This is a genomic window from Modestobacter sp. I12A-02662 (assembly GCF_041028325.1).
Classification (GTDB): Bacteria; Actinomycetota; Actinomycetes; order Mycobacteriales; family Geodermatophilaceae; genus Modestobacter.
The window spans coordinates 89,067-102,690 of sequence record NZ_JABGDE010000003.1; the positions used below are offsets into that span (position 1 = coordinate 89,067).

12 protein-coding genes are annotated in these 13,624 nt (G+C 72.8%); 11 read left to right on the top strand and 1 reads right to left on the bottom strand.

The window, feature by feature from the left end; genetic code table 11:
- Nucleotides 1–56 precede the first annotated feature (56 nt).
- The 4 genes from serS to HL189_RS03275 all read left to right on the top strand — a co-directional run bounded on the left by serS (nucleotide 57) and on the right by HL189_RS03275 (nucleotide 4,797).
- Entirely contained in the window at nucleotides 57–1,355 is a 1,299-nt protein-coding gene (serS, locus tag HL189_RS03260) for a serine--tRNA ligase (protein WP_369132273.1), read from the top strand.
- Entirely contained in the window at nucleotides 1,352–2,284 is a 933-nt protein-coding gene (locus HL189_RS03265) for an HAD family hydrolase (protein ID WP_369132274.1), read from the top strand. Before serS ends, HL189_RS03265 begins: the two co-directional genes overlap by 4 nt.
- A complete protein-coding gene (locus tag HL189_RS03270) occupies nucleotides 2,277–3,086 on the top strand; it encodes an HAD hydrolase family protein (RefSeq protein WP_369132275.1) in 810 nt (269 codons plus the stop codon). Before HL189_RS03265 ends, HL189_RS03270 begins: the two co-directional genes overlap by 8 nt.
- Before the next feature lie 112 nt (nucleotides 3,087–3,198).
- Nucleotides 3,199–4,797, top strand: a complete 1,599-nt coding sequence (locus HL189_RS03275; protein WP_369132276.1) for a methyl-accepting chemotaxis protein — start codon at nucleotides 3,199–3,201, stop codon at nucleotides 4,795–4,797.
- 58 nt (nucleotides 4,798–4,855) lie between these two features.
- Here HL189_RS03275 and HL189_RS03280 read toward each other — a convergent pair whose 3' ends face one another.
- Nucleotides 4,856–5,401, bottom strand: a complete 546-nt coding sequence (locus HL189_RS03280; protein ID WP_369132277.1) for a bacterial proteasome activator family protein — start codon at nucleotides 5,399–5,401, stop codon at nucleotides 4,856–4,858.
- Between the two features lie 94 nt (nucleotides 5,402–5,495).
- Between HL189_RS03280 and HL189_RS03285 the strand changes: the two genes are divergently transcribed.
- From HL189_RS03285 to HL189_RS03315, 7 genes are all read left to right on the top strand, one after another.
- The gene (locus HL189_RS03285) at nucleotides 5,496–6,713 is read left to right on the top strand and encodes a cysteine desulfurase-like protein (RefSeq protein WP_369132278.1); all 1,218 of its coding nucleotides are present in this window, start codon (nucleotides 5,496–5,498) and stop codon (nucleotides 6,711–6,713) included.
- A gap of 93 nt (nucleotides 6,714–6,806) precedes the next feature.
- Nucleotides 6,807–7,850, top strand: coding sequence for a LacI family DNA-binding transcriptional regulator (locus HL189_RS03290; RefSeq protein ID WP_369132279.1), 1,044 nt, complete (start codon nucleotides 6,807–6,809; stop codon nucleotides 7,848–7,850).
- Between the two features lie 185 nt (nucleotides 7,851–8,035).
- Nucleotides 8,036–8,785 (top strand): hypothetical protein, encoded by a 750-nt coding sequence (locus HL189_RS03295; protein ID WP_369132280.1) that lies wholly within the window; start codon nucleotides 8,036–8,038, stop codon nucleotides 8,783–8,785.
- A 114-nt stretch (nucleotides 8,786–8,899) separates the two neighbouring features.
- A complete protein-coding gene (locus tag HL189_RS03300) occupies nucleotides 8,900–9,925 on the top strand; it encodes a substrate-binding domain-containing protein (RefSeq protein WP_369132281.1) in 1,026 nt (341 codons plus the stop codon).
- 67 nt (nucleotides 9,926–9,992) lie between these two features.
- The gene (locus HL189_RS03305; protein WP_369132282.1) at nucleotides 9,993–11,522 is read left to right on the top strand and encodes a sugar ABC transporter ATP-binding protein; all 1,530 of its coding nucleotides are present in this window, start codon (nucleotides 9,993–9,995) and stop codon (nucleotides 11,520–11,522) included.
- Nucleotides 11,515–12,561 (top strand): ABC transporter permease, encoded by a 1,047-nt coding sequence (locus tag HL189_RS03310; RefSeq protein WP_369132283.1) that lies wholly within the window; start codon nucleotides 11,515–11,517, stop codon nucleotides 12,559–12,561. The genes HL189_RS03305 and HL189_RS03310 overlap by 8 nt, the downstream gene beginning before the upstream one ends.
- Nucleotides 12,558–13,574 carry an ABC transporter permease gene (locus HL189_RS03315; RefSeq protein ID WP_369132284.1) on the top strand — a complete coding sequence of 339 codons (1,017 nt, stop codon included), beginning with the start codon at nucleotides 12,558–12,560 and terminating at the stop codon, nucleotides 13,572–13,574. Before HL189_RS03310 ends, HL189_RS03315 begins: the two co-directional genes overlap by 4 nt.
- The last annotated feature ends 50 nt before the right edge of the window (nucleotides 13,575–13,624 follow it).

A 13,624-nucleotide genomic window follows, 5' to 3' on the forward strand; every position in this document is an offset into this window, starting at 1 on the left:
CCAGTGTGCCCGTGACTGCGCGGGGGCCGGGAACGGCGGCACCTACCATTCCCGGTGTGATCGACCTGCGACTCGTGCGTGAGGACCCCGAGCGGGTCAAGGCCAGCCAGCGCGCCCGCGGCGCCGACGAGTCACTGGTCGACCGGCTGCTCGGCGCCGACGCCGCCCGCCGTGCCGCGGTCAAGGCCGCCGACGACCTCCGCGCGGAGCAGAAGGCCGCCTCGCAGGCGGTGCGTGGCGCGTCGAAGGAGGAGCGGCCCGCCTTCCTGGAGAAGGCGAAGGCGCTGGCCGCGCAGGTGAAGGACGCCGAGGAGGCCGAGCGCACCGCCGACGCCGCGCTGCGGGCCGCGCACCTGCGCATCCCCAACGTCGTCCACGAGGACGTCCCGCCCGGCGGCGAGGACGACGCGGTGACGCTGCGCACCGTCGGCGAGGTGCCCACCTACGACTTCGAGGTGCAGGACCACCTGCAGATCGGCGAGGCCCTCGGCGCGATCGACATGGAGCGTGGCGCCAAGGTCTCCGGCGCCCGCTTCTACTTCCTCACCGGGCCGGGCGCGCTGCTCGAGTTCGCCCTCGCCCAGCTGGCCATCACCCGGGCCGTGGCCGCCGGCTTCACCCCGGTGGTGGCCCCGGCGCTGGTCAAGCCCGAGGCGATGGAGGGCACCGGCTTCCTCGGCGAGCACGACGAGGAGGTCTACCGGATCGAGCGGGACGACCTGTACCTCGTGGGCACCTCCGAGGTGGCGATCGCGGGCATGCACGGCAACGAGGTGCTCGACCTGTCCGCCGGCCCGCGCCGCTACGCCGGCTGGTCGTCCTGCTTCCGCCGCGAGGCCGGGTCCTACGGCAAGGACACCCGCGGCATCATCCGCGTGCACTGGTTCGACAAGGTGGAAATGTTCAGCTTCTGCGCGCCCGGGGACGCCGCCGCCGAGCACCGCCGCCTGCTGCAGTGGGAGGAGGAGTTCCTCCAGGCGCTGGAGCTGCCCTACCGGGTGGTCGACATCGCCGCCGGGGACCTCGGTACGAGCGCCGCCCGGAAGTTCGACATCGAGGCGTGGTTCCCGAGCCAGGGCACCTACCGGGAGCTCACCAGCACCTCCGACTGCACCACCTTCCAGGCCCGCCGGCTGGCGATCCGGCACCGGGACGCCGATGGCCGGCCGCAGGTGGCCGCGACCCTGAACGGCACGCTGTGCGCGATCGCCCGCACGATCGCCTGCCTGCTCGAGGTGCACCAGCGGGCCGACGGGTCGGTGCACGTGCCGGTGGCGCTGCGGCCGTGGCTGGGCGGGCACGAGGTGCTCAGCCCCGGCATGGCCCTCACCGCCGTGGCGGGCCCGTCCGCATGACCGCTGACCAGCCGATGCGGGCCGCCTTCGTGCCGGAGTCGGGCGCGCACGAGCTGGTCGACCTCGGCGACCTCGGCGCGCGCCTGGGCGGCTGGCGGCCCCGGCTGGTGGCCACCGACCTGGACGGCACCCTCCTCACCTCCACGGGGGTGGTCAGCCCGCGCAACCGCGCGGTGATGGCGACCTGCCGGGCGGCGGGCATCCCGTTCGTCGGCGTGACCGGGCGGGGTCCCCGGCTGCTGGAGAGCGTCCGCACCGCCCTCGACGGCGAGGGGATCGCCGTCCTGGCCCAGGGCGGGTACGTGGTGGACCTCGAGCGCGACGCGGTGCTGCGGACCGTCGGCATGTCCCGCGAGGTCGCGACGGCGGTGATCGAGTCGATCGAGCGGGTCGCCGGCGACCTGGTCGTCGCGGTCGAGGACGCCGCCGAGCAGGCCGAGGCGATGGCGCCGCTGCGCGTGCAGCACGGCTTCGACTGGCCCTATCCGGAGCCGGCCCACCTGCTGCCCCGGCACGAGGTGCTGCCGGTGGGCGCGGTGCTCAAGGTCTTCCTCCGCTCGTCCCGGCTGGGCGAGGACGAGCTGCTCGCCCGGGCCCGCGGTGTGGTCGACCCGCGGGTCGCCGAGCTCACCCACGCCGGGCTCGGCTTCATCGAGGTGCTGCCGCCCGGGGTCACCAAGGCCACCGGGCTCGCGGTGGCCCTCGACCACTTCGGGGTCCGCTACGGCGACGTCCTGGCCTTCGGCGACATGCCCAACGACCTGCCGATGCTCGCGGCGGTCACCGCGGCCGGCGGGCGTGCGGTGGCGATGGCGAACGCGCACCCGGAGGTCCGCGCCGCGGCGTCGGACCGGACCAGCGGGTCGGACGTCGACGGCGTCGCCCGGTACGTGGAAGCGGTGCTCGCCCTGGAGGAGCCCGGTGTCTGACTGGCGGCCCGCGCTCATCGTGAGCGACCTGGACGGCACGCTGCTGCGCAGCGACGAGACGATCAGCGACGTGACGCTGGCCGAGCTGGGCCGGTGGGAAGAGGACGGGGTCCCGCTGGTGCTCGCCACCGGTCGCCCGCCGCGCTGGATGCACGGGGTCCGCGAGCGCCTCGGCGGTGGGACGGCGATCTGCTGCAACGGCGCGGTGCTGCTGGACCTCACCGAGTTCGCCGTCCTCGCGGAGTGGCCGCTGGAGCCGGCGGACCTGCGGGCGGTCACCGGGGAGCTGCGCCGCCGCGCGCCGGGCACCTGGTTCGCGGTCGAGTACGGCGACCAGTTCCGCCACGAGCCGGTCTACCAGCCGCGCTGGGACGTGGACGCCCCCGGCGTCGCGGTCGCCACGCTGGAGGAGATGCTGGTCCAGCCGGTGGCCAAGCTGCTGGCCCGGCACGAGCAGCTGCCCCGGGACGCGTTCGTCGAGCTGGTCGCCGAGGCGGTCGGCGACCGGGCGACGGTCACCAACTCCTCCTCGGACGCGCTGGCGGAGATCTCCGCGCGGGACGTCACGAAGGCGACCGGGCTGGCCCGGGTGGCCGCGGCGCGCGGTCTCGGTCCGGAGGACGTCGTCTACTTCGGCGACATGCCCAACGACGTCGCCGCCTTCGACTGGGTGCGCGAGGGCGGCGGCCGGGCCGTGGCCATGGCGCACGCCCACCCGGAGGTGCTCGCCGCGGCGACCGACGTCACGGACACCAACGACGAGGACGGCGTCGCCGCGTTCCTGGCGTCCCTGCGGTCCTGAACGACCTCATCTGCACCAGCAGGCACAGTCGGCTCAAGTGCCGCCTGCCCCGGCCGACAAGGACGGCATCGGCGCCCTGAAGAGGCGTCCCCTCCCGGTTTCGGAGCGAGTGATGGCGATGTTGAGCAGACTTTCGATCAGCAAGCGGCTCGGCCTCGGGTTCCTCGTCGTGGTGATGAGCATGATCGGGCTCACCGCCGTCGGCGTGGCCCGGGTGGAGACGATCAGCAGCCAGCTCGAAACGATCAACGACCTCAACGCGGTCAAGCAGCGGTACGCCATCAACTTCCGGGGCAGCGTGCACGACCGGGCCATCGCGGTGCGTGACGTCGTGCTGGCCACCACCCCCGCCCAGCTGCAGACCCAGGCGGACCTGATCGCGGAGCTGACCCGGAAGTACACCGACTCCGCCGGCCCGATGGACGAGCTCTTCGCCGTGGCGGACAACGCCGGCGCCGACGAGCGGCAGGCGCTGACCGACATCCAGGCGGTCGAGCAGCAGACGCTGCCCCTGATCGACCAGATCGTGACGGCCCGGGGGGCGGGTGACCTCGGCACCGCCCAGCAGGCGCTGGCCCAGGCCACGCCGCTGTTCGTCGAGTGGCTGCGGACGATCAACGTGCTCATCGACCTCGAGGAGTCGATGAACCAGGAGCTGTCGACCGATGCCCGCGCCGTCGCCGCCGGGTTCCTGCGCACGATGCTGCTGGTCTGCGCGGCCGCCGCCGTCCTCGCGGTGGTCGTCGCCTGGCAGCTGACCCGGTCGATCACCCGCCCGCTGACGCAGGCGGAGTCCGCCTTCGTGGCTGTCGCGCAGGGCGACCTGACCCAGCGGCTCGACGTGCGGTCCGAGGACGAGGTCGGCCGGATGGCCCGGTCGATGAACACGGCGCTCGCCTCGATGGGCGAGGTCATGTCCACCTTCCGCGGCGCCGTGGACGCGCTCACCGCCGCCAGCCGTCGGGTGGGCGCGCTCTCCGAGCAGATCTCCGTGGGCGCCGACCAGTCCTCGGCCCAGGCCGGCGTGGTCGCCGCCGCGGCCGGCGAGGTGTCCCGCAACGTCCAGACGGTCGCCGCCGGTTCCGAGCAGATGGGTGCCTCGATCCGCGAGATCGCCCGGAACGCCCAGGAGGCCGCCGCCGTCGCCGGCCGGGCGGTGGACGCCGTCGGGACGACGACCGAGACCGTCTCCCGTCTCGGCGAGTCCAGCCGGACGATCGGCGACGTCGTCAAGGTCATCTCCTCGATCGCCGAGCAGACCAACCTGCTGGCGCTCAACGCGACCATCGAGGCGGCCCGGGCCGGGGACGCCGGCAAGGGCTTCGCGGTCGTGGCCAACGAGGTCAAGGAGCTGTCCCAGGAGACGGCCCGGGCGACCGAGGACATCGCCCGCCGGGTCGAGGCCATCCAGCAGGACACGGCCGGTGCCGTCGGGGCGATCGCCGAGGTCGCCGAGGTGATCACGGCGATCAACGACTACCAGACGACGATCGCCTCGGCGGTCGAGGAGCAGACGGCCACGACCAACGAGATGAACCGCAGCGTCGGGGAGGCCGCGACGGGCACCGCGCAGATCGCCGAGAACATCGACGCGGTCGCGCTGGTGGCCAGGAACACGACCGAGCACGTCTCGGCCTCGAAGGCGGCCGCGGACGAGCTGGCCGAGGTGTCCGGACGCCTCGACGGGCTGGTCTCCGGCTTCCGCTTCTGACCGGTCCGGGTCTCCCCACCCGAGCATCGATCAGGTGACCTGATCACCGGCTGGGCGTTCAGAGGTACTGGCCGCCTCCGGGGCGCGGCTCGGGGCCGTGGTCGGAGTGCCCGGCGGGCAGCGCGCGGCGGCGCATCTCCTCCAGCTGCGCCCGGGCCGCCATCTGCTGCGCGAACAGCGCCGTCTGGATGCCGTGGAAGACGCCCTCCAGCCAGCCGACGAGCTGGGCCTGGGCGATCCGCAGCTCCGCGTCGGACGGCGTCTCGCCCTCGGTGAAGGGCAGGGTGATCCGCTCCAGCTCCTCGCGCAGCTCCGGGGCCAGGCCCTGCTCCAGCTCCCGGATCGAGGAGGCGTGGATGTCGCGCAGCCGGTTGCGGCTGGCGTCGTCCAGGGGCGCGGCGCGGACCTCCTCCAGCAGCTGCTTGATCATCGTGCCGATCCGCATCACCTTGGCGGGCTGCTCGACGAGGTCGCCCACGCCGGCACCGCCGCCGTCCCCGTGGTCGCCGGCGTCGGGCATGGTCATGCCGGCGACCGGCTGTCCGTCGGGCCCGACCACGAGGACCTGGTGCGGGCGCGGCTCTCCGGTGCCTGGTGCTGTCATGCCCCCCATCCTGCCCCGAGCCGCCGCCGGGGTGCCGAGGTGGCAGGGAGCACGCCCCGACCAGGGCCGAAGCAGGCCGAATAGGCTCGCCGGCATGTCATCGGGGGCGGGCCGGCTGGACGTGGCCCGCGTCCGGGGCCTCTTCCCGGGGCTGTCGGACGGATTCGTGCACGCCGACGGCCCGGGCGGCGCGCTCGTCCCGGAGAGCGTGCTGCGCGCGGTGTCCCAGGCGATGCGGGTGCCGATCGCCAACCGCGGCGGGGTCTTCCCGTCCTCGGCCCGCGCGGAGGCGCTGGTGTCGGGGGCGCGCTCGGCGATCGCCGACCTGACCGGCGCGCACCCGTCGGGCGTCGTCCTCGGGCCCAACCTGACGACGCTCACCTACCTGCTGGCCCGCGCCCTCGCCAAGCACTGGCGGGCCGGGGACGAGCTGGTGGTCAGCCGCCTGGACCACGACGCGAACATCCGGCCCTGGCTGCAGGTCGCCGAGGAGTTCGGGCTCGTGGTCCGCTGGGCTGAGGTCGACATCGAGACCGGCGAGCTCCCGGCCTGGCAGTACGACGACCTGCTCACCCGCCGCACCCGGCTGGTCGCGGTCACCGCCGCCAGCAACGCGATCGGCACCCGGCCCGACGTCGCGGCGATCGCCGCGCGGGCGCACGAGGCCGGCGCCGTCGTGTACGTCGACGGCGCGCACGCGGCGCCGCACACCCTGCTGGACGTGCACGCGCTCGGCGCGGACTTCCTCGCGGTGTCGGCGTACAAGTGGGGCGGCCCGCACGTGGGGGCGGTGGTGGCCTCCGCCGACCTGCTGGCCGAGCTGTGGCCGGACAAGCTGCTGCCGGCCCCGGACCGGGTGCCCGACCGGTTCGAGATCGGCACCCCGCCGTACGAGCTGTACGCGGGGGTGGCGGCGTCGGTGGACCACCTGGCGGCGCTGTGGACGACGGCCGCGGGCACCCGCCGCGACCGGCTGGCCGCCTCGATGACGGCGGTGGCCCGGTACGAGGAGGAGCTCTTCAGCCGCCTGGACCGCGGGATGCGGGCGATGGCCCACGTGCAGGTGCTCGGCGAGCCCCCGCAGACGACCCCCACGCTGTCGTTCACGGTCGCCCGGATGCGGCCGCGCCAGGTCGCCGCGGAGCTGGCCCGCCGCGGGGTGTGCGCCTGGGACGGCGACTACTACGCCCGTGAGCTCTTCGACGCCATCGGGGTGAACGAGACCGGCGGCGCGGTCCGGCTCGGGCTGATGCACTACAACACGGCCGAGGAGGTCGAGCGCCTCCTGGAGGCGGTGTCCGGCCTGCGCTGAGACCGGAGGACGGGGGGGAATCTAGGCAGGAACTGTACGTTGCACTCCCGTCACGGGAACGAAGACGAGAATCCGACTGCGGGGCAAGGGGACATGGCTGGGCGCAGCATCGGCGTGCGTGACGTGGCGGCGCTGGCGAACGTGTCGCTGGGCACCGTCTCGAACGTCATGAACAACCCCGACCGGGTCGGTGCCGAGGTCCGGGCCCGCGTCGAGGCCGCGATGGCGGACCTGGGGTTCGTCCCCTCCCGTGCTGCCGGTCAGCTGCGCAGCCGGCGGAGCGAGCTGGTCGGCGTGGTCGTCCCCGACGTCGGCAACCCGTACTGGGCCTCCGTGCTCCGGGGCATCGAGAGCGTGATCGAAGAGCACGGGCTGGCGCTGGTGGTCGGGTCCACGCACCAGGAGACGCGCCGGCAGCACCGGCTGCTCCGAGGGCTGGAGAGCCAGGGCGTGGACGGGCTGATCCTGGCGCCCATCACGGCTGACTCGGAGGACTGGGCGCCGTTCGTCTCGCGCCGGTTCGGTGTGGTCGCACTCGAGCGCAAGGGCGTCGGGACGTCGGTGTCGTCGGTCAGCCTGGACAACGTCGAGGGCGGGCGGCTGGCCGTGACCCACCTGCTCGAGCGGGGACACCGCGAGGTCGCCTTCATCAACGGCCCACGCACGGTCCCGTGGTGCGGCGAGCGGCGGGAGGGCGTGGTCGCCGGCCTCCGGGAGCACGGGCTGGACCCGCAGGCGGCGCTGGTCGAGGTCGAGGTGTCGGACCTGACGGTCGCCGAGGGCCTCTCGGCGGTGGAAGCGCTGCTCGCGGCGGGGGACCGGCCGACGGCGATCATGTGCGCGAACGACATGCTCGCGCTGGGGGCGGTGCTCGCGCTGCGGGCGCGCGGGATCGACGTCCCCGGGGACATGGCCCTCGTGGGGTACGACGACGTCGAGTTCGCCGCCGCCCTCGCCCCGCCGCTGACCACGGTGCGCCAGCCGTCCTTCGAGATGGGGGTGGCCGCGGCCCGCCTGCTGCTCCGCGCCGACGCCGACGGGGCGGGGGAGCACCTCCAGTTCGTGCCGGAGCTCGTGGCCCGCAGGTCCAGCGACAGCCCGCCGCGTCCGGCCCCGCGGATGACCGCCGGACGGTGACCAGGCCGCCGGGTCAGTCCGGCGGCTTGACACCGGTGTGGTCTGTGCCGCACTCTTCATGAACCGGTTCATCACCAGAGCCGCTGGGACCTGGACGGCACCCGGGCGGCCATCGATGGCATCGCCGCGCGTGCACGTCCGTGCCTGCGCGGCTCGATCTCCACGACGTCCCAACGGAGGGTCCTGTGGCAAGGAAGGCCGTCACCCGGCGCGAGTACGACGAGTGGCTCAACGAGGCCGCTGCACTCGGACGCGCGCTGCGCTATCCGGTGCGACCGGAGATGGTGAACGACAGCGCGGGCATCGTCTTCGGCGACGACCAGTACGACGCCTTCGAGAACGGGCTCTGGTCACGCCAGCCCTACGAGGTCATGATCATCTTCGAGTCGCTCAACGAGCCGGCCGTCGACGGCCTGCCCGCGGCCGGGGCACCGTTCGCCGAGTACAGCGGCCTCTGCGACAAGCTCATGATCGTCCACCCCGGCAAGTTCTGCCCTCCGCACTTCCACCAGCGCAAGACCGAGAGCTACGAGGTCGTGCTGGGGGAGATGGAGCTGTTCTACCGAGCGGACCCGGTGCAGGTCGGCGACGACGAGGTGCTGTCCTTCTCCGGCATGGACGCGGGGCAGCCGTGGCCTGAGGGCGTCGCGCTGCCGGCCGGGCGGGAGGAGTCCTACGCGGAGCTCACCAGCTACCGCCGGCTGCGGGTCGGTGACCCTAAGTTCGTGATGCACCGCAAGCACCTGCACGCCTTCCGGTGCCCGCCCGACTCGGACGTGCCCCTGGTGGTCCGCGAGGTCTCGACCTACAGCCACGAGCCCACCGAGGAGGCCGCCGACAAGGCCGTGCCGCTGCCGGACTGGGCGGGTCTCCACGACAACTGCTTCGTGGCCGCGGCCGCCAACTCCGGCCGCCTCAGCACCGCCATCGACTGACCCCCGTCCTCGGCGTCACAGCTCGTCCACCGCTCGGGGGCCTGCCGGCCTCCGACGTCCCCACCCACGTCCCCGACCTCGGGGAACACAGCACATCGAGCCAGGGAGTTGGAAATGCGTTCAGGAACAACGGCGTTCGCGCTCTCCGCCGTCGCCGTCCTCGCACTCGCGGGCTGCGCGAGCGGATCGGACCAGGGCAGCTCGGCAGCCGCTGAGGGCGGTACCGTCGAGTTCGAGGCCAAGGACCCGCTGACCATCGGGTACTCGGTGTACGACCTGCAGAACCCGTACTGGCAGTCGTACGCCGAAGGCGTCAAGGCCGGTGCCGAGGAGGCCGGTGCCGAGGTGGTCATCGCCGACCAGAAGAGCTCCCAGCAGGAGCAGGTCTCCGGCAGCCTCGACCTGATCAACCAGGGCATCTCCGCCCTCGTCATCACCCCGGTCCAGCCGTCGGCGCTCCCGTCGACGATCGACGCCGCGCACGGGGAGAAGATCCCGGTCGTCGTCGCGGACATCGGCGTCGAGGGCGACTACGACGGCTACATCCTGTCCAACAACCGCGAGGGCGGGCAGCTCGCGGCCGAGCACGTCATCGAGAAGCTGGGTGGCACGCCGGGCACGCACAAGGTCGGCGTCATCGAGCTGCACGCTGGCTCCGTCGTCGGCGAGGAGCGGGTCGCCGGCTTCGTCGACCGGCTCGCCGAGGAGGACAACTTCGAGGTCGTCTCCAGCCTGGACGGCAACGACACCGTGGACGGCGGGTTCACCGCGGCCCAGGACATGCTGTCGGCCAACCCCGACCTCGAGGTGATCTACGCCGCGAACGACGACTCCGCGATCGGCGCGTCCCGCGCGATGGAGACCGCCGGTGTCTCGGTCGCCAACGGGTTCACGCTCATCGGCTTCGACGGGAGCGACGCCGCCCTCGACCTCATCGAGCAGGGCGTCATGAGCGGCACGGTGGCGCAGGACCCGTTCGGTCAGGGCCAGCAGGCGGTCAAGACCGCGCTCGCGCTGCTCAACGGGGAGGACCCGGGGTACTCCGACGAGAAGGCGAAGACCATCTACTTCCCGGTCGAGATGGTGACGCAGGAGAACATCGCCCAGTTCCGCGAGGCCCGGGCGAGCCAGGGCAGCTGACGACAGGCACGGCGGGGACGGTGCGCGAGCCCGTCCCCGCCTGGCCGGCAGAGTGAGGAAGTCAACGATGACCGTCGTCCTCGAGGTACGGGACGTCGTACAGGAATACCCGGGGGTCCGGGCCCTCAAGGGCGTGTCGCTGTCCCTCAGCCCCGGCCAGGTCCTCGGCCTGGTGGGCGAGAACGGCGCCGGCAAGAGCACGTTGATCCGCATCCTCGGCGGCATCGAGCAGCCGGTCAGCGGGACGGTGCTCGTGCACGGGGAGGCCCGGCAGTTCAAGGGGTCGGCCGAGTCCCAGGCGGCGGGCATCAGCGTGGTCAGCCAGGAGTTCCGGCTCGTGCCGCAGTTGTCGGTGGCCGACAACATCTTCCTGGGGCACGAGCTCACCTCCGGTGGCGTCGTGGCCCGCGGAAAGGTCCGGCAGCGCGCGGCGGCCCTGCTGGAGACGCTGGGGATGGACCTCGAGCCGGACCGGCTGATCAGCTCCCTCACCGTGGGGGACCGCCAGATGGTGGAGATCGCCCGGGCGCTCTCGCGTGAGTTCGACGTCCTGATCATGGACGAGCCCACGGCGGCGCTGAACGGGGCCGAGATCCGCCGGTTGCACGCGATCGTCGAGAAGCTCGCCACGCAGGGCAAGGCGGTCGTCTACGTCTCCCACCACCTCGCCGAGATCTTCGACATCTGCCGGGACGTGGCCGTCCTGCGCGATGGCGAGCTCGTCCTCACCGCGCCGACCACGAGCCTGGACGAGACGCAGCTGGTCGAGCACATGCTGGGCCGCCGTCCGCAGACCTTCGAACGGGCCACCGACGGCACCGCCACGGACGACCGGACGGCGACGGCGCGGCTGGACGTGCGAGAGCTCAAGCTCGGCGGCTTCGACGCGCCGTTCTCCCTGCGCGCCGGCAGGGGGGAGATCCTGGGCCTGGCCGGTCTGGTGGGCTCCGGCCGCACCGAGCTGACCCGGGCACTGTTCGGAGACCTGGCCGCGCTGAGCGGCACCGTCACCATCGACGGCACGGCGGTGCGGCTGGGCACCAGCCGGGACGCGATCCGCGCCGGGCTGTTCATGCTGAGCGAGGACCGGAAGGGCGAGGGCATACTGCCCCACCTCGACGTCACGGAGAACGCGATGGTCTCCCGCGAGCGGAGTTCCCTGCGGGGACGGGCGCGGTGGGCTCCCGCCCGGCGCGGCGAGGAGTCGGTGTTCGAGAAGCTGCGGCAGGACATGCGGATCCGTGTGCCGCACGGTCGCCAGCTGATCGGCAACCTCTCCGGTGGCAACCAGCAGAAGGTCCTCTTCGGCCGGGCGCTGCTGTCCGGGTGCAAGGTCCTGCTGCTCAACGAGCCGACCCGCGGCGTCGACGTCGGCGCCAAGGTCGACATCTACCAGCTGATCCGCACGCTCGCCGACGACGGTGTGAGCGTCGTCGTCTCCAGCTCGGACGCCCCGGAGCTGGCCGCGATCGCGGACCGGTGCCTGGTGTACTTCGCCGGCCGGCAGGTCGCGGAGCTGCGCGGGCGAGACGTCACGGAAGAGAACATCGTCGCCGCGTCCGTGGGACAGGTGGCCGGAGGGGACGTCCATGTCTGACCACACGCCCACGAGCACGCTCGTGGCCGACGACCTGCACGCCCAGGAGCGGGCCCGGTCGGCGGCCCGCGCCCGGCGCGCGGCCGAGCGTGAGCGGCTGCTGCAGAGCGTCGGCATCGTGGTCCCGTTCGTGCTGGTCCTGGTGGCCGGCCTGCTGTTCGTCCCGAACTTCACGTCCGGGTCGAGCATCACCAACATCCTGGTCAACGCGGCGGTCCTGGCCATCACCGGCTACGGCATGACGCTGGTGATCGCGCTGCGCGGGATCGACCTGTCGGTGGGCTCCACCCAGGCGCTGTCCGCGTGCGTCGCCGCCGCGTCGGTCAACGAGTGGGGCGGCCTGGCCGGCGCGGTGATCGGCATCGCGGTCGCCTGCGTCCTCGGTGCGGTCAACGGCGTCCTGGTGACCAGCCTCCGGGTGCCGGCGTTCATCGCGACGCTCAGCACCATGAGCGTCTTCCGGGGGCTGGCGCTGCTGTTCACCGGCGGCGCCCCCATCCTCATCGCCAGCTCGGGCTACAAGTCCTTCGCGACCGGCTCGGTGCTCGGCGTCCCGGTCCCCTTCCTGTGTGCCGTCGTGCTCGGCGCGGGGATGTGGTTCCTGCTCGAGCGCATGCGCTTCGGCAAGCACGTGGTGGCCGTCGGCGGGAGCCCGGAGGCGGCGGTGGACAGCGGCATCGCGGTGCACCGCGTCCTGCTCGGCGCCTACGTCCTCGCCGCGGCGACGGCCGGGGTGGCCGGCATCCTGCTGGCCAGCCAGCTGGGGGTGGTGAACGGATCGCTGAGTGCGGGGCTGGAGCTGCAGGCGATCGCGATCGTCGTCCTCGGCGGGACCAGCATGGCCGGCGGCCGGGCCAACATCCCCGGGACGTTCATCGCGGCTCTCCTGCTCGCGATGATCAACTCAGGTCTCAACCTGCTGAACGTGCCGTCCTTCTACCAGTACGTCGCCCTCGGCGGCCTGCTGGTGTTCGCGCTCAGCCTGGACGGCGTGCAGCGGCGGACGGTGCGGCGCGCGCTGGAAGGAAGGACGTCGTGAGCACCACTCAGGCACCGATCGAGCAGCGCGCCGCGGACCAGCGTCCGGGCCGAGGCGGGTCCCGCCCGGCCGTGCTCGGCTTCCTCGGCAGGCAGTACCTGCTGCTGATCCTCATCGTCCTCGCGGCTGCGGTCGGGCTGGCCCGCCCGGCGTTCTGGAACGGCGGCAACCTCGAGAACGTCCTCTTCCAGGCGTCGTTCGTGGGCCTGGCCGCCTGCGGCATGACGCTGCTCATCGCCGCCGGCCTGCTCGACCTCTCGGTCGCCGGGGTCATCGCGCTGAGCTCCATCGCGGTCGCCAAGGTCCTGCCGTACACGACCATCGGCGTCGCCGTCCTGGTCGGGCTGCTGGTCGGGGTCGGGCTCGGCGTCCTCAACGGCCTGCTGGTGACCTACGTGCGGATCGCGCCGTTCATCGCGACCCTGGGCACCCTGTACCTGTTCCAGGGTGCGTCGTTCATCTGGACCTCCGGCGACGTCGTCCCGGTCACCTCGTTCTACTTCCGCCAGATGACCACCGGGACGGTCGGGCGGCTGCCGGTGTCCTTCCTCGTCTTCCTGGTGCTCGCCGTCCTGACCTACCTGTTGCTGAACCGCACCTACTTCGGGCGCACCCTGCGGGCCTTCGGCAGCAACGAGCGCGCCGCGACGCTGGCCGGGATGCCCGTCGACCGGACGAAGGTGCTCGTCTTCGTGGTCGCAGGCATCTGCTTCGCGATCGCCGGGGTCTTCATGACCGGCCGCCTGGCATCCGCCGAGGGCACGATGGCGCAGGGCTTCGAGATGGACGTCATCGCGGCGGTCGTCGTCGGCGGCACTGCCCTGCGGGGTGGCCGGGCGACGGTCTTCGGCACGATCGTCGGTGCCCTGCTGTTCGCCGTGCTGGCCAACGCGCTCAACCTGCTCGGCATCGCCTCCTACTGGCAGTACGTGGTGACCGGGGCGGTGCTCGTGGTCGCCATCGCGCTGGGGGCCCGGCGGCGGTCCGCCGCCGAGGTCCGAGGGGCGGGCTGACCGCGTGGGCCCGGCGGCGTCCGTGCCACTCCCACGAGAGCTCCGACGCC